The 25,397-nt window shown below is 73.2% G+C and carries 24 protein-coding genes and 1 other RNA gene; 14 read left to right on the plus strand and 11 right to left on the minus strand.

The genetic code is table 11. The annotated features are described in order from the left end of the window. Nucleotides 1-185: 185 nt before the first annotated feature. Complete coding sequence (locus ACZ434_RS03595) at nt 186-941, minus strand: MerR family transcriptional regulator (protein WP_468451342.1); 756 nt, start codon at nt 939-941, stop codon at nt 186-188. A 352-nt stretch (nt 942-1,293) separates the two neighbouring features. Between ACZ434_RS03595 and rnpB the strand changes: the two genes are divergently transcribed. Next, nucleotides 1,294-1,707, plus strand: an RNA gene (rnpB, locus tag ACZ434_RS03600) — RNase P RNA component class A. A gap of 112 nt (nt 1,708-1,819) precedes the next feature. Here the strand turns inward: rnpB and ACZ434_RS03605 are convergent. Next, the gene (locus ACZ434_RS03605) at nt 1,820-2,308 is read right to left on the minus strand and encodes a DUF234 domain-containing protein (RefSeq protein WP_468451344.1); all 489 of its coding nucleotides are present in this window, start codon (nt 2,306-2,308) and stop codon (nt 1,820-1,822) included. 89 nt (nt 2,309-2,397) lie between these two features. Here ACZ434_RS03605 and ACZ434_RS03610 point away from each other — a divergent pair, with 89 nt between their 5' ends. The 3 genes from ACZ434_RS03610 to ACZ434_RS03620 all read left to right on the plus strand — a co-directional run bounded on the left by ACZ434_RS03610 (nt 2,398) and on the right by ACZ434_RS03620 (nt 4,770). Beyond that, nucleotides 2,398-2,523, plus strand: a complete 126-nt coding sequence (locus ACZ434_RS03610) for a helix-turn-helix domain-containing protein (protein WP_468451803.1) — start codon at nt 2,398-2,400, stop codon at nt 2,521-2,523. A 236-nt stretch (nt 2,524-2,759) separates the two neighbouring features. After that, entirely contained in the window at nt 2,760-3,944 is a 1,185-nt protein-coding gene (locus ACZ434_RS03615; RefSeq protein ID WP_468451346.1) for a M23 family metallopeptidase, read from the plus strand. 94 nt (nt 3,945-4,038) lie between these two features. After that, the gene (locus ACZ434_RS03620) at nt 4,039-4,770 is read left to right on the plus strand and encodes a DUF7873 family protein (protein ID WP_468451348.1); all 732 of its coding nucleotides are present in this window, start codon (nt 4,039-4,041) and stop codon (nt 4,768-4,770) included. A gap of 397 nt (nt 4,771-5,167) precedes the next feature. On the opposite strand, the gene ACZ434_RS03625 is transcribed toward ACZ434_RS03620, so the two are convergent. Then, nucleotides 5,168-5,425 (minus strand): hypothetical protein, encoded by a 258-nt coding sequence (locus ACZ434_RS03625; protein WP_468451350.1) that lies wholly within the window; start codon nt 5,423-5,425, stop codon nt 5,168-5,170. 246 nt (nt 5,426-5,671) lie between these two features. On the opposite strand from ACZ434_RS03625, the gene ACZ434_RS03630 reads away from it, so the two are divergent. After that, complete coding sequence (locus ACZ434_RS03630; protein WP_468451352.1) at nt 5,672-6,412, plus strand: lytic polysaccharide monooxygenase; 741 nt, start codon at nt 5,672-5,674, stop codon at nt 6,410-6,412. Between the two features lie 339 nt (nt 6,413-6,751). On the opposite strand, the gene ACZ434_RS03635 is transcribed toward ACZ434_RS03630, so the two are convergent. Next, nucleotides 6,752-7,531 (minus strand): SDR family oxidoreductase, encoded by a 780-nt coding sequence (locus tag ACZ434_RS03635; protein WP_468451354.1) that lies wholly within the window; start codon nt 7,529-7,531, stop codon nt 6,752-6,754. A gap of 134 nt (nt 7,532-7,665) precedes the next feature. On the opposite strand from ACZ434_RS03635, the gene ACZ434_RS03640 reads away from it, so the two are divergent. After that, nucleotides 7,666-9,306, plus strand: a complete 1,641-nt coding sequence (locus ACZ434_RS03640) for an alkaline phosphatase D family protein (RefSeq protein ID WP_468451357.1) — start codon at nt 7,666-7,668, stop codon at nt 9,304-9,306. On the opposite strand, the gene ACZ434_RS03645 is transcribed toward ACZ434_RS03640, so the two are convergent. Beyond that, nucleotides 9,293-10,318, minus strand: coding sequence for a Gfo/Idh/MocA family protein (locus ACZ434_RS03645; protein WP_468451359.1), 1,026 nt, complete (start codon nt 10,316-10,318; stop codon nt 9,293-9,295). The genes ACZ434_RS03640 and ACZ434_RS03645 overlap by 14 nt on opposite strands. Nucleotides 10,319-10,460: 142 nt before the next feature. Between ACZ434_RS03645 and ACZ434_RS03650 the strand changes: the two genes are divergently transcribed. The 4 genes from ACZ434_RS03650 to ACZ434_RS03665 all read left to right on the plus strand — a co-directional run bounded on the left by ACZ434_RS03650 (nt 10,461) and on the right by ACZ434_RS03665 (nt 14,823). Continuing rightward, the gene (locus tag ACZ434_RS03650) at nt 10,461-11,828 is read left to right on the plus strand and encodes a multidrug effflux MFS transporter (protein ID WP_468451361.1); all 1,368 of its coding nucleotides are present in this window, start codon (nt 10,461-10,463) and stop codon (nt 11,826-11,828) included. Beyond that, nucleotides 11,780-12,958, plus strand: a complete 1,179-nt coding sequence (locus ACZ434_RS03655; protein ID WP_468451363.1) for a serine hydrolase domain-containing protein — start codon at nt 11,780-11,782, stop codon at nt 12,956-12,958. The genes ACZ434_RS03650 and ACZ434_RS03655 overlap by 49 nt, the downstream gene beginning before the upstream one ends. A 339-nt stretch (nt 12,959-13,297) precedes the next feature. After that, nucleotides 13,298-13,432, plus strand: coding sequence for a hypothetical protein (locus tag ACZ434_RS03660; RefSeq protein WP_468451365.1), 135 nt, complete (start codon nt 13,298-13,300; stop codon nt 13,430-13,432). 362 nt (nt 13,433-13,794) lie between these two features. Continuing rightward, entirely contained in the window at nt 13,795-14,823 is a 1,029-nt protein-coding gene (locus ACZ434_RS03665; RefSeq protein WP_468451367.1) for a small ribosomal subunit Rsm22 family protein, read from the plus strand. On the opposite strand, the gene ACZ434_RS03670 is transcribed toward ACZ434_RS03665, so the two are convergent. Continuing rightward, nucleotides 14,820-15,014, minus strand: coding sequence for a DUF6243 family protein (locus ACZ434_RS03670; protein WP_468451369.1), 195 nt, complete (start codon nt 15,012-15,014; stop codon nt 14,820-14,822). The genes ACZ434_RS03665 and ACZ434_RS03670 overlap by 4 nt on opposite strands. 107 nt (nt 15,015-15,121) lie before the next feature. On the opposite strand from ACZ434_RS03670, the gene ACZ434_RS03675 reads away from it, so the two are divergent. Then, nucleotides 15,122-15,787, plus strand: a complete 666-nt coding sequence (locus tag ACZ434_RS03675; protein WP_468451371.1) for a TetR/AcrR family transcriptional regulator — start codon at nt 15,122-15,124, stop codon at nt 15,785-15,787. 21 nt (nt 15,788-15,808) lie between these two features. On the opposite strand, the gene ACZ434_RS03680 is transcribed toward ACZ434_RS03675, so the two are convergent. Then, a complete protein-coding gene (locus ACZ434_RS03680; protein ID WP_468451373.1) occupies nt 15,809-16,702 on the minus strand; it encodes a glycerophosphodiester phosphodiesterase in 894 nt (297 codons plus the stop codon). A 227-nt stretch (nt 16,703-16,929) separates the two neighbouring features. On the opposite strand from ACZ434_RS03680, the gene ACZ434_RS03685 reads away from it, so the two are divergent. Then, entirely contained in the window at nt 16,930-17,664 is a 735-nt protein-coding gene (locus ACZ434_RS03685; protein WP_468451375.1) for a bifunctional DNA primase/polymerase, read from the plus strand. 43 nt (nt 17,665-17,707) lie between these two features. Here ACZ434_RS03685 and ACZ434_RS03690 read toward each other — a convergent pair whose 3' ends face one another. The 4 genes from ACZ434_RS03690 to ACZ434_RS03705 all read right to left on the minus strand — a co-directional run bounded on the left by ACZ434_RS03690 (nt 17,708) and on the right by ACZ434_RS03705 (nt 22,337). Then, nucleotides 17,708-18,694 carry an SCO2278 family lipoprotein gene (locus tag ACZ434_RS03690; protein ID WP_468451377.1) on the minus strand — a complete coding sequence of 329 codons (987 nt, stop codon included), beginning with the start codon at nt 18,692-18,694 and terminating at the stop codon, nt 17,708-17,710. Nucleotides 18,695-19,354: 660 nt separating this feature from the next. Further along, nucleotides 19,355-20,188 carry a heme ABC transporter ATP-binding protein gene (locus ACZ434_RS03695; RefSeq protein WP_468451805.1) on the minus strand — a complete coding sequence of 278 codons (834 nt, stop codon included), beginning with the start codon at nt 20,186-20,188 and terminating at the stop codon, nt 19,355-19,357. Between the two features lie 50 nt (nt 20,189-20,238). After that, a complete protein-coding gene (locus ACZ434_RS03700) occupies nt 20,239-21,297 on the minus strand; it encodes a FecCD family ABC transporter permease (RefSeq protein ID WP_468451807.1) in 1,059 nt (352 codons plus the stop codon). Nucleotides 21,298-21,326: 29 nt separating this feature from the next. Next, nucleotides 21,327-22,337, minus strand: a complete 1,011-nt coding sequence (locus ACZ434_RS03705; RefSeq protein WP_468451379.1) for a heme/hemin ABC transporter substrate-binding protein — start codon at nt 22,335-22,337, stop codon at nt 21,327-21,329. A 101-nt stretch (nt 22,338-22,438) separates the two neighbouring features. Between ACZ434_RS03705 and ACZ434_RS03710 the strand changes: the two genes are divergently transcribed. Together ACZ434_RS03710 and ACZ434_RS03715 are read left to right on the plus strand one after the other, a co-directional pair. Then, nucleotides 22,439-23,851: an HtaA domain-containing protein gene (locus ACZ434_RS03710; RefSeq protein WP_468451381.1), complete on the plus strand. Its 1,413-nt coding sequence runs from the start codon at nt 22,439-22,441 to the stop codon at nt 23,849-23,851. Between the two features lie 29 nt (nt 23,852-23,880). After that, nucleotides 23,881-25,389 carry an HtaA domain-containing protein gene (locus ACZ434_RS03715; RefSeq protein WP_468451383.1) on the plus strand — a complete coding sequence of 503 codons (1,509 nt, stop codon included), beginning with the start codon at nt 23,881-23,883 and terminating at the stop codon, nt 25,387-25,389. The last annotated feature ends 8 nt before the right edge of the window (nt 25,390-25,397 follow it).

A 25,397-nucleotide genomic window follows, 5' to 3' on the forward strand; every position in this document is an offset into this window, starting at 1 on the left:
AAGGTATCACTGCGGGGAGAGGGTGCAGCGAGCGTGCGTACGGGCCGCGCGGAGTGGTCCGCGCGGCGGCCGACCACACGCCGATGCCGTACTTGCGCCGGGCCATCCACAGCCAGAGGCTCATCATCGGCCGCGGTCCGTGCCGGGCCGGCGCCCCCGCGGAGCGCGCCCCACGCGCACGCCCCTCACGGCCGTCCCTCCGCGACGATCCGCACCATACGGCGGAACACCTCCGCCTGGGCCGGCGCAAAGTCGGCGTAGAGCGCCTCCAGGAAGCCGTCGATCCCACCCAGGCCGGTCCCCTCCGGGACCAGCCCTTCCGGCACCGTCGCGGCGAGCGCCCGGGCCGCCTCCTCCACCCGCGGGTCGTCCGGATCGGCGTCGGCGAGCGCGTCGAGCATCGCGTACAGGGCACGCGCCCGCTCCGCACCGCCCGGTGCGCTCACCACCCCGCCGAGCAGCCCGATCAGCCGCTCCCGCTCCTCGGGCGAGGCCGCGGTCTCGACGAGCGCGAGCATCTCGCGGTCCTTGACGGCCATGGGGGAGTCGGACAGAGGGGCCGTGTCCCGGAACAGCGCCGCCAGTTCCGGCGAGACCGGCCCCTCGGGGCTCGGCCCGCCCTCGCTCTCCAGCAGGCCCCGCAGCCGCGCCCGCCGTTCCCGGATCGCCGCCTCCTGCCGCGCCAGGTCCTCGTCCAGCTCGGTCAGCACCTCGACGAGGTCCTTCCCGGCCTCGTCCGCGAGTACGTCCCGCACCTCGGCCAGCCCCAGCCCCAACTCGGTCAGCCGCCTGATCCGCGCCAGCACGACGGCGTGCCGCAGCGTGTAGTCCCGATACCCGTTACCGAGCCGCTCCGGCTCCGGCAACAACCCCGCCTGGTGGTAATGCCGCACCGCCCGCGTGGTGACCCCGACAACGGCGGCAAGCTCTCCGATCCGCATGCCCCCAGTAGAAACGTTGACGCCGCGACAGGGTCAAGCGACCCGATCGAGCGAACACCCCGGCCCGCCTCCTCCTGGACTGGTTCGTCACCCCGGACGCCCCGGACGGCTTCCCGGCGGAACCGGTCCCCACCCCGAGACCGACCGGCGAACGAGAGCTCGACCGCGCTGTTCAGCGATCCGGAGAGGGACGCATACCGCGAGCGGTGCACCCGCCTCTTCGGCGAACCACGCGCACTCCGCGCCCCCCTTCGACTTCGACCTGGACACCACCGGCTTCCTCCGACCCTCACGGGGACGGCCGCCGCGCCGGAGCCGGCCTCACGCCCGGTACCATGGTCCACACGGCAGACGAGCCGGGCGGGCGGCCGCGTGGAGTCCCTCAGGGGACTTCCCGAGGAACGTCCGGGCTCCACAGGGCAGGGTGGTGGCTAACGGCCACCCGGGGTGACCCGCGGGACAGTGCCACAGAAAGCAGACCGCCGGAGGCCTCGGCCCCCGGTAAGGGTGAAACGGTGGTGTAAGAGACCACCAGCGCCTGAGGTGACTCAGGCGGCTAGGTAAACCCCACCCGGAGCAAGGTCAAGAGGAGACGCCTCCTCGGAAGAGAAGGCGTCTCTGCGCGGACGTTCGAGGGCTGCCCGCCCGAGTCCGCGGGTAGACCGCACGAGGCCGGTGGCAACACCGGCCCTAGATGGATGGCCGTCGCCCGGGGCTCCGTGAGGAACCCCGGGAACAGAACCCGGCGTACAGCCCGACTCGTCTGCCGGCCCGCCGTCGGAGCGGGCGTGACGGGCAGGTCACCGGGGCCGGCGCCGCCGCGCGCCGCCGAGGAAGCGCCTCCGCCCCTGCTCACCCGACGGACACCCGGGCCGCCATCAGTCGCTCGGGCCGTACGTCGCCGTCAGACCGTCCACCGTGAATCCGGACCGGGACACCGCGACCAAGGGCGTGTCCTCGTCGGGGCCGGGGACGGCGAGGGTGTCCCAGGCCGGCGAGGCCAGGGCGCGGCGGTCGAAGGAGCCGTGCTCGTGCCACTTGATCGAGCCGACGAACCCGGTCACGCGCGCCGGTGACCGGTCCGCCCCGACGAGGTCGACCTCGGGGTTGTTGGTCCGGGGCCACCAGCCGCCAACCTCCCGCACCCGCGGCCACGTGCCGTCGGGCAGGAGCCGCGCCAGGGACTCCCGTACGACGGGTTCGATCGCCCGCCCACGCCACGAGGTCCAGCCGCGCTCGACCGCCTCGGCCACGATCCGCCCCTTGAGGGGCAGGCCGCCGGTGATCGGATGCGCGTCGAAGGCTTCGGCGGCGGACAGCCCGGTCATGGTCATGACCTCGGCGGGGGAGAGGGGAGCGAGGACCATCTCGACCCCTCGCTGGTGGACGGAACCGGGGGCGGGGGTCGGGGTTCCTGCGGGTGTTCGGGCGGCGGAGGACGCTGTGCCGGATCAGGGTGGGGCTGGAGCGGGCGGAGGTCGGGGCGCGGGCGGGGTACTCGGCGTCCACCATCGCGGCCTACGAGCAGGGGCGGCGGATCTCCGCCGGTTGTCGGTGGGGAACTCCCCGGCCCTGTCCCTGAAGACGCGTTCGACGTCCTCGTACCGCGACACGGTGGAGCTGCGCGTGGCCTCACGACAGGAGGCGGGCCGCCGGGGGACACGAGCGGGCACCCGTGGTGCCCCATCGGGCAGCTCACCCTGTCCCCGAGGCCGGTGACGACGTGCCGCGGGCTCGCTAGCGTCGGGGCGTGAGCGACCGATACACCCCGCCGCCGGCACGCCTCGCCGTCGCGCCCTCCTGGAGTCGGCCCGGCAGGTGACCAAGGACAGGGACGGCACGGTCCACCCCCACGCGGCGGGGACGACCGTGGACGAGAACACGCGCGACGAGCCCGCGGGCGGCGAAGCGGAACAGCCCGAGCCGCAGACGACCGCCACGCAGCCGCCCGCCGCGAAGAAGCGCCGTCGCCGCGGTCCCGGTCCGTTCACCCTGATCGTGCTGCCCAGCCTGGTGACGCTCGGCGGGGTCTTCGCCTTCCTCTCCCTGGCCGGCGGCCTGGACAGCGCCCCGGCGGCGGGCCCCGCGCCGGGCCCGTCGGCGGTCAGCAACGTCGACGGCTCCTACGTCCCCTGGCTGCGCAGGGCGACCGCGGACTGCGCGGGTGTCACGCCCGCGCTCCTCGCCGCGCACATCGACCAGCTCTCCGGGTGGCAGGACGACACCGCGAGCCTCTCCGAGCAGGGCATCGCCCGCTTCACGGACGCCGGCTGGAAGAAGTGGGGCCGGGACGACGACGGCAACGGCACGGCCTCGCCGCGCGACGCGGTGGACGCGATCATGGCGCTGGGGCGGCAGGACTGCTCCCTGGCGGAGAAGATGACCGCGCTGCGCACCAAGGGCACCGTCAACGGCGACCTCGCCGACCTCACCCTCGCCGCGTACGCGGTGGGCCCGGACGAGGTCAAGGAGGCCGGCAAGGTCCCGGCCGGGGCCCGCGCCTTCGTCGCCGAGGTCAGGAAGCGGCTGCCGCAGTACGACGCCCTGGTCCGGCAGAACCCCGAGCAGGAGAACGGCCCGGCCGCCGGCGCGCTGCTGGCAGCGCCCGTCACCACGCCCACCGTCACCTCGCCCTTCGGTTCGCGCGCACACCCCCTGACCGGGGTCACCAAGCTCCACACGGGCGTCGACTTCGCCGCGCCGCAGGGTGCCCAGGTGTCCGCGGCATGGGAGGGGCGGGTCACCTTCGCGGGCATGACCCCGGCCTACGGCTACCGCGTGGTGATCGACCACGGCACGGTCGACGGGAAACGGCTGGAGACCACCTACAGCCACCTGTCCGCCCTCCAGGTGACCACCGGCCAGGGCGTGGCCACCGGCCAGGCCGTCGGGCTCGTCGGCTCCACAGGCCTGTCCACCGGCCCGCACCTCCACTTCGAGGCCCTCCTCGACGGCCAGTACACGGACCCGACCGCCTGGCTCGAAGGCGGCGGCCGGCAGTGAGCCCCCCGGCCCCCGGGGGCTCCCGGACGGAAAATCAGACGACAGCACGGATGGGGCGCCGATAGATTCCCCGTGTTCGAAAGAGGGGGACGACGTGGCGAAACTGAACCAGATCATCGCGGTCGAGAAGGGTGTCAAGAGCAAGTCGCTCCAGGACATCACCGCCGCGCACCACAAGGTGCAGAAGCCGGCCCTGCTGGCCGGAATCTCGCGTACGTACCAGCCGAAGGACGAGGAGGGTGAGCAGCTGCCGCCCGAGTCCACCCGGGTGCAGGTGCAGGGTGAGGACGTACTGCGGGAGATGGCCGCCTCGCTGACCCGGCTGTTCGACGTGACCGCCACCAAGGACTGGGCGAACTGCGCGGCGCGCGCGGACGTCACCGTCGACGGGCGGACCGTCGTCGCCGATGTGCCGGTCAGCTACCTGCTCTTCCTGGAGAAACAGCTCACCGACCTGCACACCTTCGTCAAGAAGCTCCCCACCCTCGACGCCGCCGAGTCCTGGTCGCACGACCCGTCGACCGACTGGTGGAAGACGGACCCGGTGCGGACCATCCGCACCAAGAAGGTGCCGCGCAACCACGTCAAGGCCGAGGCGACCGACAAGCACCCGGCGCAGGTCGAGGTGTACTACGAGGACGTGCCCATCGGGTACTGGACGACCGTGAAGTTCTCCGGGGCGCTCCCCGCGCGGCGGGTCAACGAGCTCGTCGAGCGGGTCGAGAAGCTCCAGCAGGCGGTGAAGTTCGCCCGCGAGGAGGCCAACGGTGCCGAGGTCACCGACCGGCGGGTCGGGGACGCGGTGTTCGGGTACCTGTTCGGCTGACGCCGGACGCGGGTACCACCACCATGAACGCCCCCGCGTGCGAGCGCGGGGGTGCGCGACGGCGCGGGCCGGATTGAGGACCGGTTCGCGCGACGAGCGCAAGCTGACGCTGAAGTTCAGCCTGAAGCAGCGGCCCGCCGAAACGGCGGCCGTGGTCAATCTCAGACTCTCGCTCCAGTCTCAGCATCGCCGCCGATCGCCGGAGCGACCGGGGACGGACGAACGCCGTCGGATGCGAGTTCGAATCTCGCCTGCGCCTCTTGCCTGGCGCGGTAGTTCAAAGGAAGAACACGACGGCTTCATGACTGATCCGTCCTCTTAAACGCCACCGGCGTGCGCAATTGGGTGGCATCCCCAGGGGCCCGGGAGCTGGATACGACTCCCGGGCTCCGCCACGTCATGCCCAGGCCGCGACCAGGAGGAGCGGGTAAAGCAGGCCCAGGGATCCCGTTACGAGCCCGATTCCGCACCGGACCCGGTGGAGTCCCCGGCCCAGGCCGAGCAGCGCGAAGGTCACGGCCAGGCTGCCGCAGAGCAGGGGGATCGCGAGGCCGAGGAGGCCGGTGAACGCGGCGGTGACCAGGGCGGCCGTGCCGAAGGTGAGGGAGACGGGCCCGTAGAGGGCCGCAGGGCTGTCTGCGGATCCACTGGCCATGGTGGGCTCCTCGCTGAGGGTGGTCGGCTCGTCGGCGTGCGGGTGGCGGACGCCCGTACCGCCGGCATGGCACGTCGGACCACTTATTTGAACACGTTCAAAATGATGACAGGCGAGGGCGTCTCTTCGCAACGGCGGGAGCGCGTCGAGTAGTTGATTCGCGCAACCCCTTGACCGGAGCATGCCTATCGGTATGGTCTAGACCTAAGTCGTTCAGGTCTAGACCTTTACTGAAAGGGGTACGGCATGAACTCGAAGAGACGAGTGGCCGTCGCCGTAGGGGCGCTTCTCGCTCCCCTCCTCGCCGTCAGCCTTCCGGCCGGCACGGCCAACGCCCACGGCTGGGTGACCGACCCGGGCAGCCGGCAGGACCAGTGCGCCGCGGGCGTCGTCGACTGCGGGCAGATCAAGTACGAGCCGCAGAGCGTCGAGGGGCCGAAGGGCCTGCGCAGTTGCAGCGGCGGGAACGCGCAGTTCGCCGAGCTCGACGACGACGGCAAGGGCTGGCGGGTCACACCGGTCGGCAGCACGCACACGTTCAACTGGCACCACACGGCACGGCACGCCACCGACACGTGGCAGTACTTCATCGGCAACCAGAAGATCGCCGAGTTCGACGGCCACGGTGCGCAGCCCCCCGCCGACGTCAGCCACCAGGTGAACTTCGGCGGCTTCACCGGCCGTCAGAAGGTCCTGGCCGTCTGGAACGTCGCCGACACGGGCAACGCCTTCTACGCCTGCGTCGACGTCAACATCGGTGGCGGTGGCGGCGACGACGGCGGTGGCGGTGACGGCGGTGGCGACGACGGCGAGCCGGGCGCCTGTGCCGCACCGCTCTGGAACGCCGGGAACGTCTACCACGGCGGCGACACCGTCTCCCACGACGGACACACCTGGCGCGCCAAGTGGTGGGTGACGGGCGAACAGCCCGGGACCACCGGGGAGTGGGGCGTCTGGGAGGACCTCGGAGCCTGCGCGGCCGGCTGACCGCGGCCACGGCGGCGCGCGCGTGAAAGCCGCGCGCGCCGTGACGCGCGGACGGCCGGTGCCCGCCCACCCGGCCGTTTCGCGCGGCAGCCGTTCCACCCACCGGAGCGACCCGCGGTCCCGCGCGGGTCCACCCCCCACCGATGGCGTGGAACGGCTGCCGCCTCCCCCCTGGACATGGCCTGCGGAAACGCCCTGCTCCAAGTGTGAAGCTTTGGTGTAGGAGAGTTGAGCATAAGTCCGTTACCGGCCGCAATGGGGCGGACTCGAGAACTCCGTTTGTGGAAGGTCCCCACGCCCGCCCGCCCCGCGTCCGTGGGTCCCCGCCGTCCGGCCCCCTCAGCCCCGCCCCACGTACGGCATCCCCGTGGCCAGGACCGTCGCGAACTGCATGTTCGCCTCCAGCGGCAGCTCCGCCATGTGCCGCACCGTACGGGCCACGTCCGCGACATCCATCACCGGCTCGGGAGCGGTCTCCCCGTTCGCCTGGAGGGCGCCCGTCTCCATGCGCCGTGTCATGTCCGTCGCCGCGTTGCCGATGTCGATCTGGCCCACCGCGATCCGGTACGGACGCCCGTCCAGGGAGAGGGACTTGGTCAGGCCCGTCAGCGCGTGCTTGGTCGCGGTGTAGGCGACCGAGAGGGGACGCGGGGTGTGCGCGGAAATCGAACCGTTGTTGATGATCCGGCCGCCCCGGGGGTCCTGCTCCTTCATCTGCCGGTACGCCGCCTGAGCGCACAGGAACGCCCCGTTGAGGTTGGTGTCCACCACGTGCCGCCACGCCTCGTAGGGCAGTTCCTCCACCGGCACCCCGCCGGGGCCGAACGTGCCGGCGTTGTTGAACAGCAGGTCCACCCGGCCGAACCGCCCGACGGTGTCCGCGAACAGGGCGTTCACCTCCTGCGGGCGTGACACGTCCGTCCGTACGGCGAGCGAGGGGCCGCCGGACTCCCGTGCGGCGAGCGCCGCCGTCTCCCGCAGGGTCTCCTCGCGGCGCCCCGCCAGCGCCACCGACCAGCCCGCGCGCAGCAGTTCCAGCGCCACCGCCCGTCCGATGCCGGAGCCCGCCCCGGTCACCACCGCGATCCCTGCCCGTCCGTCCGTTTCCTTGGGGTTCATGGCTCCGCAGCGTACGGGAGGGTCCGCCATGCGGAACTCATCCGACCGCCATCCGGATGCTGTGTACGCGTCAACACAGGGTCGTCCCCGCGCACTCCAATGCCTTCCGTATCCACACGCCAGGGGAGGAACGGATGACACCCGAGGTCCGCCGGACACAGCACGCCCCCGAACTCCGCGCAGCCGCCCGGCACATCGGCCGCCGCCGCTTTCTGACCGCCACCGGCGCAGCCGCGGCACTCGCCTTCGCGGTGAACGTGCCCGGCGCGGGCACCGCGGCCGCCGCCGAACTCGACGCCGCCCGCATCACCGAGGACCCCTTCACCCTGGGCGTCGCCTCCGGCGACCCCCACCCCGACTCGGTCCTGCTGTGGACCCGCCTCGCACCCGCCCCGTACCGGGTGGACAGCGGACTGCCCGCCCGCCGCGTCGTCGTCGACAGGGAGATCGCCCTCGACGAACGGTTCCGCCGTGTCGTCAGACGCGGCAAGGCCACCGCCCACCCCGAGTTCCACCACTCCGTCCACGTCGAGGCCGGCCGTCTCGCCCCGGGCCGGGTCTACTTCTACCGCTTCCGGGCGGGCCGCTTCCTGAGCCCGGCCGGCCGCACCCGCACCGCACCCGCCACCCGTGGCCGAGCCGCCGGCCTCACCTTCGGCCTGGTCTCCTGCCAGCGCTACGACCAGGGCTACTGGACCGCCTACCGGCACCTCGCCGAAGAGGACCTGGACCTCGTCCTCCACCTCGGCGACTACCTCTACGAGTACGCCGTCAACGACGTCGCAGGCGCCCGCGCCTACCCGGCCGGCACCCTGCCGGACCTGTTCCGGCGCGAGACGGTCACGCTGGAGGACTACCGGCTGCGCTACGCCCTCTACAAGTCCGACGCCGACCTGCGGGCCGCGCACGCCGCGCACCCGTTCGTCGTCACCTGGGACGACCACGAGACCGAGAACAACTACGCCGGCGACACCCCGGAGAACAGCGTCCCGCCGGAGGAGTTCCTGCTCCGCAGGGCCGCCGCCTACCGGGCCTACTGGGAGAACATGCCGCTGCGCCGCCCCCAGTTGCCCGACGGGCCGGACCTGAAGCTGTACCGCCGCCTGCACTGGGGCAGGCTGGCCCAGTTCGACGTGCTCGACACCCGCCAGTACCGCTCCGACCAGGCCTACGGCGACGGCTGGCAGTACCCGGGCCCCGCGTCCGAGGACCCCGCACGCACCCTCACCGGCGACGCCCAGGAACGCTGGCTCGTCCAGGGCTGGCACCGGTCGGACGCCCTGTGGAACGTCGTCCCCCAGCAGGTCACCTTCTCGCAGCGGTTCAACTCGACCACCATGCCGTCCAAGGTCTCCATGGACTCCTGGGACGGCTACCCGGCCTCCCGCGAACGGGTCCTGGTCGGCGCGCAGGCCGCCGGTGTCGAGAACCTCATGGTCCTCACCGGCGACGTGCACGTGCACTACGGCTTCGACATCAAGCGCGACTTCTCCGACCCCGGCTCGAAGACCGTGGGCACGGAGATCGTCACCTCGTCCGTCTCCAGCGGCGGCGACGGCTCGGCGAAACCGGCCAACTGGGAGACGTACCTGGCCGCCAACCCGCACCTGCGGTTCTACAACGGGCTGCGCGGCTACACGACGGTGACGCTCGGGCGTGAGCTGGCGCGCGCCGACTTCAAGACCGTGTCCCACGTGACCACGCCGGGCGCGCCGCTCACCACCGCCGCCTCCTTCGTCACGGAGGCGGGAGAGCCGGGGCTCAAGCCGGCGTGACCCCGGCGGCCGGCGCCGTCTCCTGGGGGTAGCGGACGCCGACGCGTTCCCGGATCGCGTCGAGCGTCCGCATCACGGCGAGGGTGCCGTCGAGCGGGACCAGCGGCGACTCGGTCCCGCCCGCGCGCAGCACCCGCATCACCTCGGCCGCCTCGTGCTTGAGGCTGCCCCGGGGACCGTCCGCCGGGTCGGCCGTGAACTCCTCCGGGTCACGGCCGTCCCGGTGCAGCGTGAACCGGTCCGGGAAGAAGAAGCCGTACGGGATGTCGATCCGGCCCTGCGAACCGGTGATCGACGCGGAGGTCGCCGTACCGCCCACGATGGAGCAGTGCACCGAAGCGAGAGCACCGCTCTCCCAGGAGAGCAGGGCACCCGTCTGGAGATCGACGCCCTCCTCCGAGAGCACTGCTCGCGCCGTGAGGTCCGACGGCTCCCCGAGCAGGAGCTGCGCGAACGACACCGGGTACACCCCGAGATCCAGCAGCGAACCCCCGCCCAGCGCGGGGTCCCGCAGCCGGTGCGTGGCCGGGAAGGGCCCCTCCAGCCCGAAGTCCGCCCGCACATGGCGCACCTCACCGACCGCCCCGCCGTCCACCAGCGCCTTCAGCCGCCGCACCATCGGATGGCAGTACATCCACATGGCCTCCATCAGGAAGCGCCCGTTGCCGCGCGCCAGCGCGACCAGCTCCTCCGCCTCCCGCGCGTTCAGCGTGAACGGCTTCTCGCACAGCACGTTCCGCCCCGACTCCAGCATCAGCCCGGCCGCCGCGCGGTGCGCCGAGTGCGGAGTGGCGACGTAGACGACGTCGAGCTCCTCGTCCCGCGCCAGCGACTCCCAGTCGCCGTACGCCCGCGGTATCCCGAACCGCTCCGCGAACGCCTTCGCCGACTCCGCCGACCGCGACGCCACCGCCACGACCTCCGCGTCCGGCATGTCCACCAGATCCGCCGTGAACGTCGCGGCCATGCCGCCGGTCGCCAGGATGCCCCAGCGCGTCTTCTGCTCCGTCATTCGTCCCACCCTGTTCCGTGTCGCGTCGACGCATGGTCGCCGGACTGCCGTGGAAGCGCTCCCATGACATCGTCGTCGACGCCGAGCACTCCGTACGAGCTGAGAGCATAGGGAGCCGATGGCGTGAAAAGGGAGGGGCCACATGCCCGAGGGTGGGGCGTTCATACCGGACTCGGCGGCGAAGCCGGCGGAAGGCGGGGCAGCGGACACGGCGCCGGCGGCGGCCGTGAGGGACGTGGGGGACGGGAAGGCGGCCGCGCCGGGGCACCGCACGACCGGCGCCACGGCCGCCCGCCGCACCAGCCTGCTGGTGACCCTCCTCCTCGGCGGACTGACCGCCACACCACCGCTGGCGATGGACATGTACCTCCCCGCCCTCCCGGAGGTCACCCGGTCCCTGCACGCGCCCGCCGCCACCGTCCAGCTCACCCTCACCGCCTGCCTGGCCGGCATGGCGTTCGGGCAGCTGGTCGTCGGCCCGATGAGCGACCGCTGGGGCCGCCGCCGCCCGCTGCTCGTCGGCCTCGCCGTCTACATCGTCGCCACCGCGCTGTGCGCGTTCGCGCCGACCGTCGAACTCCTCGTCGCCTGCCGGCTGGTGCAGGGCCTCGCGGGCGCGGCCGGCATCGTCATCGCGCGCGCCGTCGCCCGAGACCTGTACGACGGCGTGGCCATGGCCCGCTTCTTCTCCACCCTCATGCTGATCTCCGGGGTCGCGCCGATCGTGGCGCCGCTGATCGGCGGGCAGGTCCTGCGGATCACCGACTGGCGGGGCGTGTTCGTCGTCCTCACCGTCGTCGGCGTGTTCCTGACGGCCGTCGTCTGGGCGAAGCTGCCGGAGACCCTGCCCCCCGCCGAGCGGCACGGCGGAGGCGTCGGCGAGGCCCTCGGCTCGATGCGCCGGCTGCTCGCCGACCGGGCCTTCACCGGCTACACGCTCGCCGGCGGATTCGCCTTCGCCTCCCTCTTCGCCTACGTCGCGGCCTCCCCGTTCGTCATGCAGGAGATCTACGGCGCCTCCCCGCAGACCTTCAGCCTGCTGTTCGGGCTCAACTCGATCGGCCTGATGATCATGGGTCAGGTCAACGGGAAGATCCTCGTCGGCCGGGTCCGGCTGGACAAGGTGCTCGGACTCGGGCTCGCCGTCGTGGTCCTCGCCGCGGTCGCGCTGCTGCTGATGTCGCTGGGCGTGTTCGGCGAGGCAGGTCTGGTGCCGGTGGCCGCCGCGCTGTTCGTGCTGATGTCCGCGATGGGCATCACCCTGCCCAACACCCAGACCCTCGCCCTGATGCGCACCCGGCACGCGGCCGGCTCCGCCTCCGCGCTGCTCGGTACGACGTCCTTCCTCATCGGCGCGATCGCGACCCCGCTGGTCGGGGTGGCCGGCGAGGACACCGCCGTGCCGATGGCCGTCGTCCAGCTGGCCGCCGCGCTGGTGGCGCTCGGCTGCTTCCTGGGTATGTGCCGTCCGTGGAACGGGCGGACGGGAGTGAAGGGCGGGGGCATCTGAGCACGCCGCGACTGCGCCACGGCACACCGGAACGGGCCGGGCTCGACGCCGGGGAACTCCGGCACCTGGTCCGGGCGGTCCACGCCCGCACCGGCGGGGAGCGGCCCTGGGCGGCCGGCGCCGTCGTGGTCGTCGGGCGCGGCCCGGTGCTCGCCGTGCAGGAGGCGGCGGGCTGGGCGGTGCGCTACGCGGCGTACGACGAGGAGACGGACACCTCCGTCGAACTGCAGCCGGACGAACGCGTCCCGATGACCGTGCACACACCCTTCGACCTGGCGTCCCTCACCAAACTGTTCACCTCGGTGGCCGCCGTGCAGCAGATCGAGCGGGGCACACTCGGCATCGACGCCCGCGTGGGCGCGTACCTGCCGGACTTCACGGCGGCGGTACGGTACGGCATCACCGTGCGCCAGCTGCTCACCCACACCTCCGGGCTGCGCCCCGAACTCCCGCTGTACGGCTGCGCCGACGACGCCGAACGGCTGGCGCTGCTCCGCGCGGAGCCCCCGGTCGGCGTGCCCGGCACCTATTGCTACTCCGACCTGAACATGCTGCTCCTCCAGCACGTCCTGGAACGCCTCACCCGGCGCTCCCTCGACACCCTGGTCCGGGACGGCATCACCCGGCCGCTCGGCATGACCGCGACCCGCTTCGGACCGTGCCCGTCCGCGGCGGCGACCGAGGACCAGCGGCGGCCGTGGGCCAAGGCGGACCGGGGGATGCTGCGCGGCGAGGTGCACGACGAGAACGCCTGGGCGCTGGGCGGGATCGCCGGCCACGCCGGCCTCTTCTCCACCGGCCGTGACCTGGCGGTCTTCTGCCGCACCCTACTGGCGGGCGGCTCCTACGGGCCCGCCCGCATCCTCGGCCCCGACTTCGTCGACCTGCTCCTCACCCCGCCCGGCCTGGGCTTCGCCGTGGACCAGCCGTGGTTCATGGGCGAACTCTCCGGCCGGGGCGCCGCGGGCCACACCGGCTTCACGGGCACGTCCCTGACCCTCGACCGCACCACCGACACCTACGTCATCCTCCTCGCCAACACGGTCCACCCCCGCCGCCCGACGTCCCCCGACAGCAGCTTGCGAGCGGAGACGGCGACACGGGTGGCGCGAGCGGTGCGGGGAGTGTGAGCGGGGCCCTTCTTCCAGCGAGGCCTGTGCACTCGCCGGAGGCGCTGCTTGAATGTGCCGGTGATCGAATGGGTGGGCATGCTCGTGGCCGGTGCGGTCACGGGGTGGCTGTTGCGCCGGAAGGTGCGGCACCGTGCGGTGGGAGCTGCCCGAGGGGATGTGATCAGGGTTCCGTGTCTGCTCCGGCATCCTGCCCGTGAGGGGCGGTGGCTCCGCGGGCGGATGCTGGTGGGCCCGTCCACGATGGCCTGGGAGCCCCGCACCAGAGCCGGCGCGGATGTCTCACTGCCGGCCGGATTGCGGCAGGCCGGCCTGCGTTCGCCTTCACGGCGCGAGGGCATGAGGATCAACCCTCGGTGCACCATCGTCGAGTGCGCGTCCTCCGAGGGAGTTGTTGAGATCGCCGTGATGCCGAACGAATTGGGTCACGTGCTGCTCGCCTTGGAGCGGACCGCGGCGGAAGAGGAGGCGTAGGAGCGGTCACTACGGCCGTCTCCGCGGGACAGTCGTGCCCTCCCGGCGCAGGTACCCCAGGCAGCAGGGGTGGGCGCGGCAGCACCCTGGGGGGTGGGCGGCGCCCCCAGCCGCTCTCGCTCTCCGCTCTCCGCTCTCCGCTCTCCGCGGGCAGTCGTGCTGCAGGGCGGCACGGGTGGGCGCGGCGGCGCCGCGCTCGCGCCGGGCTGCGCGGACACCCCCCGCCCGGCACCGACCCGGGGCTCCCGCGAACACCGGCGGCAGCGGCGCGGCCCGCGTCGCGCGGCGAACGCGCACCGTGGCAGCGGCGTCCGCACCCGGCAACGGGCAGCCACACCCACCCCGCCCACTAGAATCGCCGGGTGAACGCCCCAGCCCCCCTGCCTCCGCCGCGCACCGCCGAAACCCTCCGCTCCGCCCTCGCCGCGGTGCTCGACGGGCTTCCGCCGCGGCAGGCCGCGCAGGCCGTGGAGCGGCTGATCGCCAACTACCGCGGGGCCACCCCCACCGACGCCCCCATCCTGCGCGACCGCGCCGACGTCGCCGCGTACGCCGCCTACCGCATGCCCGCGACCTTCGAGGCCGTGCGCTCCGCGCTGGAGGCGTTCGCGGACGCCGTGCCCGGCTGGGCACCCGGCGACCACACCGACGTCGGCGGCGGCACCGGCGCGGCCGCCTGGGCCGTCAGCGCCACCTGGGCCGGGGACCGCCCCGTGACCGTCCTCGACTGGGCCGAACCCGCCCTCGCCCTCGGCCGGGACCTCGCCGCCGCGAACCCCGCCCTGCACCGCACCACCCGCTGGCACCGCTCTCGTATCGGAGCGGCGCTCACCATCGAGAGCACCGATCTCGTCACCGTCTCCTACGTCCTCAACGAACTCACCGCCCCCGACCGCGCCGCCCTCGTCGACGCCGCCGCCGGCGCCGCGCAGGCCGTCGTGATCGTCGAACCCGGCACCCCCGACGGCTACGCCCGCGTCATCGAGGCCCGCGACCGTCTGGTCTCCGCCGGTTTCCACATCGCGGCCCCCTGTCCGCACAGCGCCGCCTGCCCCATCGCCCCCGGCACGGACTGGTGCCACTTCTCCGCGCGGGTCAGCCGTTCCTCCCTGCACCGCCAGGTCAAGGGCGGCTCGCTCCCGTACGAGGACGAGAAGTTCAGCTACGTGGCCGCCACCCGCCTCCCGGTCGTGCCGGCCCCCGCCCGGGTGGTCCGCAAGCCGCAGATCCGCAAGGGCCAGGTCCTCCTCGACCTCTGCGAGAAGGACCCGGCCCTGCGCCGCACCACGGTCACCAAACGCCACGGCGACCTGTACCGGGCCGCCCGCGACACGGACTGGGGCGACCCCTGGCCCCCGGCCGACGAGCCGGAAGCGTCCGACCGGCCCTAATCGGCCGACGCTCCCTCCTCCCCTTCCTGCCGCTTCTCCTGCAGCTTGCGCAGCAGCTCCCGCTTCTGCGTCTGCGCGTCGGGCCCGCCCCCGATCCGTCCGCCGCGCCCGCCGCCGCGCAGCGCCTTGCGGCCGAGGTGCTGTCGGGTCCCGCCGACGCCCAGCATGTTTCCGGCTCCGCCTCGAGTCATGAGGATCGCTCTCCCTCCATCATTCAACGAGACGTCTCGTCTCGCATCCGACGGGTCACCACTGTCCGGCGAGACGCACCGTCTTGTCAACCTGATAAATTCCACCCATGGCCCAGAACCAGTCCGCCCAGTCCGCCCAGTCCATCCAGTCCGCAGGTCAGCCGGCCCCCGACGTCACCCGCCGCAGCGAGCGCTCCCGGCGGGCCATCTACGACGCCGCCCTCGCCCTGGTCGTCGAGGTCGGCTACCCGAAGACCACCATCGAGGGCATCGCCTCCCGCGCCGGCGTCGGCAAGCAGACGATCTACCGCTGGTGGTCGTCGAAGGCCGACGTACTCCTGGAGGCGTTCCTCGACCTGAGCGAACAGGCGGCCGAGGCGGCACGGACCGAAGGACAGACCTCGTACGGCATCCCGGACACCGGCGACCTCGCCGCCGACCTCAAGAACGTGCTGCGCGCCACGGTCGACGAACTGCGCGACCCCGCCTTCGAGGCCCCCTCCCGCGCCCTGGCCGCCGAGGGCGTCGTCAACGAGGAGCTCGGCCGCAGGTTCGTCGCCAGGCTCCTGGAACCCCAGCTCCAGCTCTACGTGCAGCGCCTGCGCTCGGCCCAGGAGGCCGGGGACGTCCGCGCGGACGTCGACCCGCGCATCGCCCTGGAACTCTTCGTCTCCCCCCTCGCCCAGCGCTGGCTCCAGTACACCGCCCCGATCAGCCACGACTACACCGACACCCTCGTCGACTACGCCCTGAACGGCATCGCACCCCGCTGACCCGGGGCTCCCGGCGCCTCCTCACCGCCCCAGCGCCGCCGTCACTGCCCCCGGACCCCGCACCGGATGACGGGACAGCCGGCCCGGGATGTCCGTGATGACGCCGTTGCAGCCGAGGGCGAGCGCACGGTCGCGCTGGGCCGGGCTGACGACCGTGTGGGCCCAGACCCGGGGGATGCCGGAGCGCACCGCACGGCTCAGGTCGGCGTCACGGGCCTTGATGTCGACGTCCAGGAGGTCGACGTAGGAGCGCCAGCGCTCGGGGCGGTCGGTGCGCAGCTGACGGGCCGAGCGCCACAGCTGGGTCAGCAGGCCCAGGCCGTGGACGCGGCGGGCGACCTCGGGGTCGTTGGTGTTCACGAACACCGAGCGGGTCAGACCGCGGGAGCGGATCAGCCCGGCCAGCCGGTCGAGGCCGCGCGGGTCCTTCGCCTCCAGCATCAGCACGATCCGCCCGCCGAGCCGGTCCAGTACCTCGGCGACCGTCGGCGGCCGCTCCGCACGCCAGCTCCCCGGCAGCCGGTCGCGCGGACGCAGCCGTACGTTCCGCCACTCCCCGGCGTCCAGCCCGCGCACCTCGCCGCCGAGGAACGTCGTACGGTTCAGGGTCGCGTCGTGGAACACCACCAAGGTGCCGTCCCGCAGCACCCGGGTGTCGAAGTCCAGCACCTGCGCCGTACCCCGCCGGAACGCCGCCATCAGCCCCGACATGCTGTTCTCCGGCACCTCGCGGGCCCCGCCCCGATGGGCGACGTACGGCACCCGGGGCAGCGAGTCCACCGTCAGCGGGCCCGCGCCCCACTCCAACGGGGGCCCGCCGGCGGGACCGCCGGTGAGGGTCAGCGAGACGACGGAAGCCACGGAAACCACGGAAACCACGGCGGCCAGGCCCGTCGACGCGATCAATGCGACCATGCCGACCACGGTAGGGGCGCACATCCCGGCACATCGTGCAAGGACACCCCGCGCCGCGCCCGCGCCCACCACCCGGCCCGGCGTCCCCTTCGTCCCGCGAGGCACCCTGCGTCCGCTCGGGTCACCCTCGTCCCACCTGCGCCGATTGTGGGCTCCGGCCCCCCGATGCGCACGATCGTGGGACCATAGGGCATGCTGATGCGCAGGACGGCGAGGCGAGGAGATAGATGAGCGCGGAGTTCGGCGGCCGGAGCGGCCGACAGGGCAGAATCTCCCAGTGGCTGCGCGGACGCCGTCCGAAGCCGGCCGCCGACGAGGGCGGCCGTGAGGCCCTGCTGCTCGCCGCCGCCGACGCGGGACTGCCGCTCGCACCCGCCGCGCACCCCGCCGGATACCGCTGCTCCTGCGACCGCGTGGGCTGTCCCACCCCCGCCCGGCACCCGGTGTCCTTCGCCTGGCAGACGCAGTCCACCACCGACCGCGCGCAGATCGAGCGCTGGGCCCGCCACCAGCCGCAGGCCAACTTCATCACCGCGACCGGCATGGTGCACGACGTCCTCGACGTCCCCCTCGAGGCCGGCCGCGAGGCGCTCACCCGCCTGCTCGACGCCGGTGTCGAGGTCGGCCCGGTCGCCGAGAGCGACGACGGCCGCCTGCTGTTCTTCACCCTCACCCGCGGCACCCCCGAGGACGAGGACGAGTGGTGGCCGTGCGAGCTGGACTGCCACCCGGAGACCATGGACGAGCATCCCGGCCTGCGCTGGCACTGCCGCGGCTCCTACGTCCTCGTACCGCCCGCCCGCCTGCCCGGCGACGACGACCGGTCGGTGCACTGGGTACGCGGCCCCGAGCATCCGCTCCCGGACCCGCTGAGCCTGCTGGAGTTCCTCACCGACTCCTGCGCCCGCCACATCGGCGAACACTCCGACCACCCGGGCACGGTCTGGCCCCTGCGCCGCTGAGCCCGGCGGTACGCGCCCCGTACACGGCCGGGGCCCGGCCCGCCTACTCGCCCTTCGCCGACGTCAGTCCCTGGATCCGCCCCAGGACCCGCACCTGCCCGTCGGCCGGAGCCAGCGCCACCTCGTTGGAGACGAACTCCATCGTCAGCGACTGCCTGATCTCCCCGGTGGTCAGCGCCAGCACGTCCTTGTTCGGCGTCGGCACCGACGCCCCCTCCGCGGCCGTCTGCTTCTCGAAGTGGCGCGTGGTGAAGAACACCAGTGCCCCGCCGTCCTCGGTGCGCAGCGCCAGCGGAGCGTAGTCGCCGTTCGTCACCGGCTCGTCGATGTACTGCGTGGCCAGACCCGGCCGTTGCGACTTCTTCGCCCGCGCGGCCCGCCAGGTGCTGGTGTGCAGACCGTCCGCGAAGACGTCCCCGTCGTCCTTGAGGAACGTCGTGTACTCCTCGCTCAACTCGCCCGGCGGCACCGCCACATCGGCCGCGTTCGCGGGCACGGCCTCCGCCCAGCCGTCCTTGTCCTTCTTGAACTCCGGTATGTCGTCCGGGGCCATCAGCGTCAGATACGCCGCTTGCCACGGTTCTTCCATCCCGCTCCGGGTGAACACCAGCACCCAGCGGGCCGTGCCGCCCTTGTTGCCGTCCGCGTCCGCGACGAACCAGCGCGGCCAGCCCGCCTTCGCGGGGATGGTGAACCGCGCGTCCGTCAGCTCCAGCGGCGTGTGCCGGGGATTGCCCTCCGGGCTGTTGGCCCGTCCGGCCTTCAGCCGCGCCGAGTCGATGTCGGCGAGGGCACCGGTGGTGTGGTCGGCGTCCAGGGAACTGTCGTACGCCTTGTCGGCCTTGTTGTACGCGGCCGTGAACTCCTCGAGGGTTTCGGCGGCTTCGGCGCGGGTGGTGGCCGGGAGCACCTCGCGCTCACCGTGCACCACCACGCAGCCGCTCGCCGTCAGCGACAAGGCGACCATGAGTACGCCCTGGCCAAGACTGCGGTGCCTGCGGAGCCTCAGAAGGCCGCGATCCCTGCTCATCCGGTTCCTTCACCTTCCCCTTCCCGCAGGCGACCCTACCGGGGCGAGGAACACCGCGAGCCGCGGGACCGGCGACAGCGGCCACACCGTGACCTGACAGCCACCCGGGACCTGCGACGGCCGACTGCCTTGGGCGCCCGCTTCGTTCCGGGAGGGCGGTCGCCGGCCGCCGGCCGCCGGCCCGGGGCGGCCGGGGTGTTCGGTTGGGTGGTGCGTACAGGCCGTTGGGCGCGGTGGGTGCGGGCCGTCCCTGCCCGGGCGGGAGCAGGCCCTGTGGTGCGGGTCGGCGCGGGTCCTTCCTCCCCGGTACGGGGGGAAGCCGGTCCATACCGGGGCGGGAGGACGGGGCCACCGTCCGCCCCCGGGCGGCTGCTCACCGTGGCCGGCTCGGCGGCAGGGTGAGGCCCGTCGAGCCCGTTCGTCCCCCGGCCCGCGCAGGGCCGATCCGTCCCGGGCGGGCGGTTGCCGGTCTGTCCCGTCCGGGGGGTTGCCGGTCTGCCCGGTCCGGGGGTTGCCGGTCTGCCCCGGCCGGGCGGTTGCCGGTCCGTACCGGCTGGGCGTTTGCCCGTCCGGCGCGGGACCGAGGGCCGAGCCCGTGCCGCTGGGGCGTGGGTCCGGCGGGCGCATCCCGGGCCGGTGCCGGGGGAGTTCGGGCGCGGGTCAGGCCGGGGTCCGACCGGTACGGTCCGGGAGGACCAGTACCGCTCCCGTCCGCGGGTGCGGGAACACCTCGACCGGCTGGTCGTACACCTCCGACAGCAGTCCCTCCGTGAACACCTCCCGCGGTGGCCCCTCGGCCGCGACCCGGCCGGCCCGCAGGACCGCCACCCGGTGCGCGTAGGCCGCCGCGAGCCCGAGGTCGTGCAGCACGACGACCACCGCGTCACCGGCGAGCGCCCGCTCCCGGCACAGTCGCAGCACCAGTTCCTGGTGCCGCAGGTCGAGTGCGGCCGTCGGTTCGTCCAGCAGGAGCAGGGGAGTGCGCTGGGCGAGCACCCGGGCCAGTGCCACCCGGGCCCGTTCGCCGCCGCTGAGCGCGGAGAAGGGGCGCGCGGCGAAGCCGGTCACCTCGGTCGCCGCCATCGCCCCGGCGACGGCGGCCTCGTCCTCCTCGGGCCGGGCCCCGGTCCAGGGCGCGCGGCCCATCCGGACCACCTCCTCGACCGTGAACGGGAAGGACAGGGACGCGGCCTGCGGCAACACCGCTCTGCGCAGGGCGAGTTCGGGCGCGGACCAGTCGGCCGCCGGGCGCCCGTGGATCCGTACGCACCCCGCGGTGGGCGGGAGATCGGCGGCGAGGACGCTCAACAGGGTGGACTTTCCCGCCCCGTTGGGCCCGACGAGGGCCAGCACCTCGCCCGCGCGGACCCGGACGCCCACATCGGCCAGGACCTCGCGGGCACCGAGCCGCACGGACACCCCCTCGGCCTGGGCGAGCACCTCACCGGGTGCGGGAGCGGCCGGCGGAACGGGACGGTGGCGCAGGCGGAACATGCCCAGGGGACGGCTCAGGCCCAGGGGACGGTTCATGCGCGGCGGACGGTTCATGCCCAGCCTCCCTGCCGGCGCCGGGTGCGGCGCAGCAGCCAGAAGAAGAACGGACTGCCGATCAGCGCCGTGAGGACACCGAGGGGCAGCTCGGCGGGTTCGGCGACGGTACGGGCGGCGAGATCGGCCGCCAGCAGCACCAGCGCGCCCAGCAGCGCACTGCCCGGGAGCAGGAACCGGTGTCCGGGACCGGCCGCCATCCGCAGCAGATGCGGGACGACCAGCCCGACGAACCCGATGATCCCCGACACGCTCACCGCCGCCGCCGTCAGCAGCGCGATCACCAGCACGAGGACGATCCGCAGCCGCTCCACGTCCACGCCCAGATGCCGGGCCGGGCGTTCGCCGAGCGCCAGCAGGTCGAGACGGCGGGCGTAGAGGGGCGCGACGAAGAGTCCGAGGGCCGCGCACGGCAGTACCGCGAGCACCTTCGGCCAGGTGGCCTGGGAGAGCGAACCGAGCTGCCAGAAGGTGATCTGATTGATGGCGGCGGTGTCCGCGAAGAACAGGAACAGCCCGATGAGGGCGCCCGCGAAGGCGTTCACCGCGATACCGGTGAGGATCAGCGTCACCACCTCCGTACGGCCGCCCGAGCGGGACATCCCGTACACGAGCAGCACGGTGAACAGCCCGGCGGCGAACGCGAGCACCGAAACCGTCCAGTTCCCGGCGAAGTTCAGCCCCAGCGCGATGGCCGCCACCGCGCCCACCGCCGCGCCGGAGGAGACGCCGATGACGCCCGGCTCGGCGAGCGGATTGCCGAACACGCCCTGCATCAGCGCGCCCGCGCACCCGAGCGACGCCCCCACGAGCAGCGCCAGCACGATCCGCGGGAACCGTACGTTCCACAGCACCGACTCGGCGACCCGGTCCAGTTCGCCGCCGCCGAGGCCCGACCGGTGCTGCACGGAGGCGAGTACGTCCCCGACGGGCACGGGATAGGCGCCGGTCCCGGCGGCCACCGGAACGAGGACGAGCAGTCCGGCGACGAGCCCGACGGTCAACAGCCACGCGGTGCCACGGCGTTGGCGTGGCCGCTCCGGGGCCGGCCTCACCGTGTCCCGCACGGCCTTCTCGACGACACTCACGCGCCACCGCCGTACAGCTGCTCGACGACCGAGGCGAGCACCTGGTCCGTACGCGGCCCGTAGTTGAGCAGCACGCCGTCCTCGACGGACACGACGCGCCGGTCCATCCCGGCGGGTGTCTGCGCCACCCCGGGGATCTTCACCAGCCCGTCCACACCCCCGACGGACTCCAGCCCCTTCGCCATGACGAGGATGGCGTCGGGCGCCGCCTTGACCAGCGCCTCGCTGGTGATGGCGGTGAAGTCCTTCTCCAGCCCGGACTCCGCCCCGGCGTCGACCGCTCCCGCCGCCTCGATCAGCGAGGTGGCGCCGGAGCCCCTGCCGCCGATGAGATACACGGAGGCGGAGCCGCGCAGGTACAGGAACGCGACCCGCGGCTTGCTCCCCTTCCGCGGAACCGACTCGGTGACGGCCGCGATCCGCTGCTCGGTGCGACGGGTCAGCTCCGTGCCCGCGGAGGGTACGCCGAGCGCTTCGGCGACGGCCCCGATGCGCGGGCCCACGTCGTCGAGCCCGGTGGCGCCTTCGACGACCAGGACCGGTATCCCGGCGGCGCGGATCTGGTCCATCGCCTCCGCGGGCCCGCTGGTGGATTCGGCGATCACCAGGTCGGGCCGGAGCGACAGCACGCTCTCGGCGGAGACGTCATGTCCCCGGGTGACGACGGGGAGTCCGGCGGCCTGCTCGAAGGTGGCGGAGACGTCGCGGGCGACGACCCGGTCCCCGAGGCCCAGGGTGAACACGATCTCGTTGAGGCTGCCGGAGAGCGGTACGAGCCGCTCGGCCCGCTTCACCGTCAGTTCGCGGCCGTCGGCGGAGCGGACGGTGACCGGGAGCCGCGGCCGCGGTGGGCCGGCGAGGGGCTCCACGCGGTCGGGTGCCGCGGAGGCGCCCTTCGGCGGGGGAGCGGACGCCGTGCCCGGTGAGCCTCCGCATGCCGTCGCGGTGAGGGAGAGGGTGAGCACGGACAGCAGTGCTCCCGCCAGTCTGGTGCGCAAGCGTCGCACGGTTCCGCCCGATCCTTCCGGCCGTGGTGGATGTTTTCCGAGGTGCAGCTTAGGTTAGCCTTACCTTCGTTCGCTACCGGCTCGTCTCCGGAGGACTTCCCATGCCCACCCGCCCACGCGCCCTGGTGACCGTGCTCTGCGCGGCCGTCCTGTGGGCGCTCCTCCCGGCCGCCACGGCGCACGCCGAGAGCCGCACCGTCCAGGGCGGCCGGCTCGACTGGGGCATCAAGACGTCCTTCCAGCGCTATGTCACCGGCCCCGTGGCGAACGGGAGTTTCTCCCTGACGGGCGGCGCGGCCACCGTCGGCGGCAGCGGCTTCCGCTTCCACTCGGCGACGGGGACCTACGACGGCGACACCGGCACCTTCCGCGCCGCCTTCTCGGGCGGGGTCCGCTTCACCGGCCACCCCGCCGGGTCCGGTTCGCACCAGCTCGACCTCACCCTCAGCCGCCCCACCGTGAGCATCTCCGGCTCCACCGGCACGCTCCATGTGGACGTCACCAGCAAGGCGAAGGACACCGGGGCGGTCACGACGTCCCGCCAAGTGCCCTTCGCCTCCCTCTCCCTGGGCGGGATCGACATGCGGGGCGGCGGCACCTCCGTGGTCCTCAACAACGTCCCCGCCACCCTCACCGCCCAGGGCGCGCGGTCCTTCGCCGGCTACTACACGGCCGGGACCGCACTCGACCCGGTGAGCCTCTCGGCGGACGTACGGCAGGCCGCACGGCGCGATCCGTCGAGCACACCGACGACGAAGAAGCCGAAGCCCAAGGAGACTTCGAACGGCTCGGAAGCCGGGAAGCTCACCGACGGAGCCGTCGACTGGGGCGTGCGCCGCACCTTCCGCGAGTACGTCACCGGGGACATCGCCAAGGGAAAGTGGACCCTGTCCTCCGGAGCCCTCGACGGCGGCGCCCTCTTCCGCTTCCCCGACGGCGAGGGAACGTACGAGAACGGCGACTTGACCGCCGCCTTCCAGGGCACCGTCCGCTTCACCGGCGCACACGGCCTCGACCTCGCCCTGAGCGCGGTCCGCGTCACCGTCGCGGACGGCAAGGGCACCCTCTACGCCGACGTGACCGCACCGGACCACACCGGCGAGAAGGTCCCGCTGGTCACCTTCACGGCCAAGGACCTCGAACCGGAGAACGGCCTCGTCACCGTCACCGAGGCCCCCGCGAAACTCACCGCGCAGGGCGCGAAGGCCTTCACCGGCATGTACCCCGAGGGCACCGCGATGGACCCGGTCTCCCTCGCCGTGGCCCTGACGGAGAACGCCGAACTCCCCGCCCTGCCCGACCTGGGCAGCGCCCCCTCCGCCTCCGCCTCCCCGTCCGCCGCCTCCCCCGAACCGGTGGCGAAGGCCTCGCAGCAGGAGACCGACGGCGGAACTCCCGTCCTCCCCCTCGCCATAGCGGCCGGTTCCCTGCTGGCGCTCGCCGCCGCGGCCGCGTTCACCGTCCGCAGGCGCCGCGCACACCCCGCCGCCGCGGACACCCCGCAGAACGACTGAACCTCCCTTCACCTCAAGGAGATCCGACCATGCCCGCAAGACGACGCCGCTCCCTCGCCCTCGCCGCGGCGGTGGCCACGGCGGCGGCCCTCGGCGCCACCGTGGCCCCCTCCGCCTCGGCCGCCGAAGTCCCCCTCGCCGACTACGAGTTGACCTGGGGCATCAAGGAGTCCTACCGCAACTACGTCGCCAACTTCGCCAAGGGCACCTTCACCCCGGCCGACGGTGCCACCCAGGCCGACGGCAACGGCCCGTTCACCTTCACCGACGGCACCGGCAGCTACGACGCCACCACCCACGGGACGTCCCTCGCCTTCAAGGGCACGCTGCTGATCAAGTCCGAGGCGCACCGGTTCGAAATCGGGCTCTCCGACGTGAAGTTCGACAGCGCGGACGCGGCGATCACCGCGGACGTCACGCGCGACGGCGCCACCGAGGACGACGTCCCGCTCGCGACCGTCACGGTCACCCGCCAGATGACGGACATGGCCACCACGCTGACCGAGCAGGCCGCGGAGGTCTTCGGCAGCGCGAGCTACGCGGGAGCGGCGGGCGACCCGCTGACGGTCGCGAAGAAGACGGCGCCGGAGCCCGAGCCCGAGCCGGACCCGGACCCGACAACCACCCCGCCGTCGAACCCCGACCCGGACCCGGAGCCCGAGCCGGAACCCGAGCCCACGAAGTCCGCCACCACCGCGCCGACGACCAAGGCCCCGACCCCGGACCCCTCCGCCACGAAGCCGCAGACGACCGCGCCCGCCGCCACCAAGGGCGAGATAGCCGACGGCACGCTCGGCTGGGGCGTGAAGCAGTCCTTCCGTACCTACGTGACCGGTCCGCTCGCCAAGGGCACGGTCACCGCGTCGGCCGGCGCCACGCAGGCCGCGGGCAACGGCACCTTCACCTTCACCGGCGCGAGCGGCACGTACGACACGGAGGCGGGCACGCTGAAGGCCGCCTTCAAGGGCGCGGTGAACTTCAAGGGCCATGAGAAGAACGGCACATACAGCCTGGACCTCACCCTCACCGACCTCAAGGCGACCCTCGACCAGGGCACCGGCACGCTGTCCGCCGATGTCAACAGCCTCGGTGAGGCCTCGCAGGACGTGGTTTTGGCCGAACTGAAGGCCAAGTCGCCCGCGTTGGCCGCGAAGAACGACGTCATCACGGTGAACGGCGTGACGGCGACGCTCACCGAAGCCGGCGCGAAGGCCTTCGGAGACTTCTACACGGCCGGCACGGCACTCGACCCGGTCGGCCTGTCGGTCGCCGTGAGCGACGACGCGAAGCTCCCCGACGGCACCGGCGGTTCCAACGGCACCGCGGGCGGCGCGGGTTCCGGCACCGGCGGCTCGGGCACCGGCGGCTCCACGACCGGCGGCGTCGGCTCGACCACCGGCGGCGCCTTCGGAGGCAGCCTCGCCGGCACCGGTTCGGACGTCCCGGTGGGCGCCCTCGGCACGGCGGCCGGAGTGGCCGTGGCGGCGGGCGCGGGTGTCGTCCTCGCCCTGCGCAGGCGGCGCCCGACGGCCGGGTGAACCGCGGA

The organism is Streptomyces sp. NPDC030893 (genome assembly GCF_055571535.1).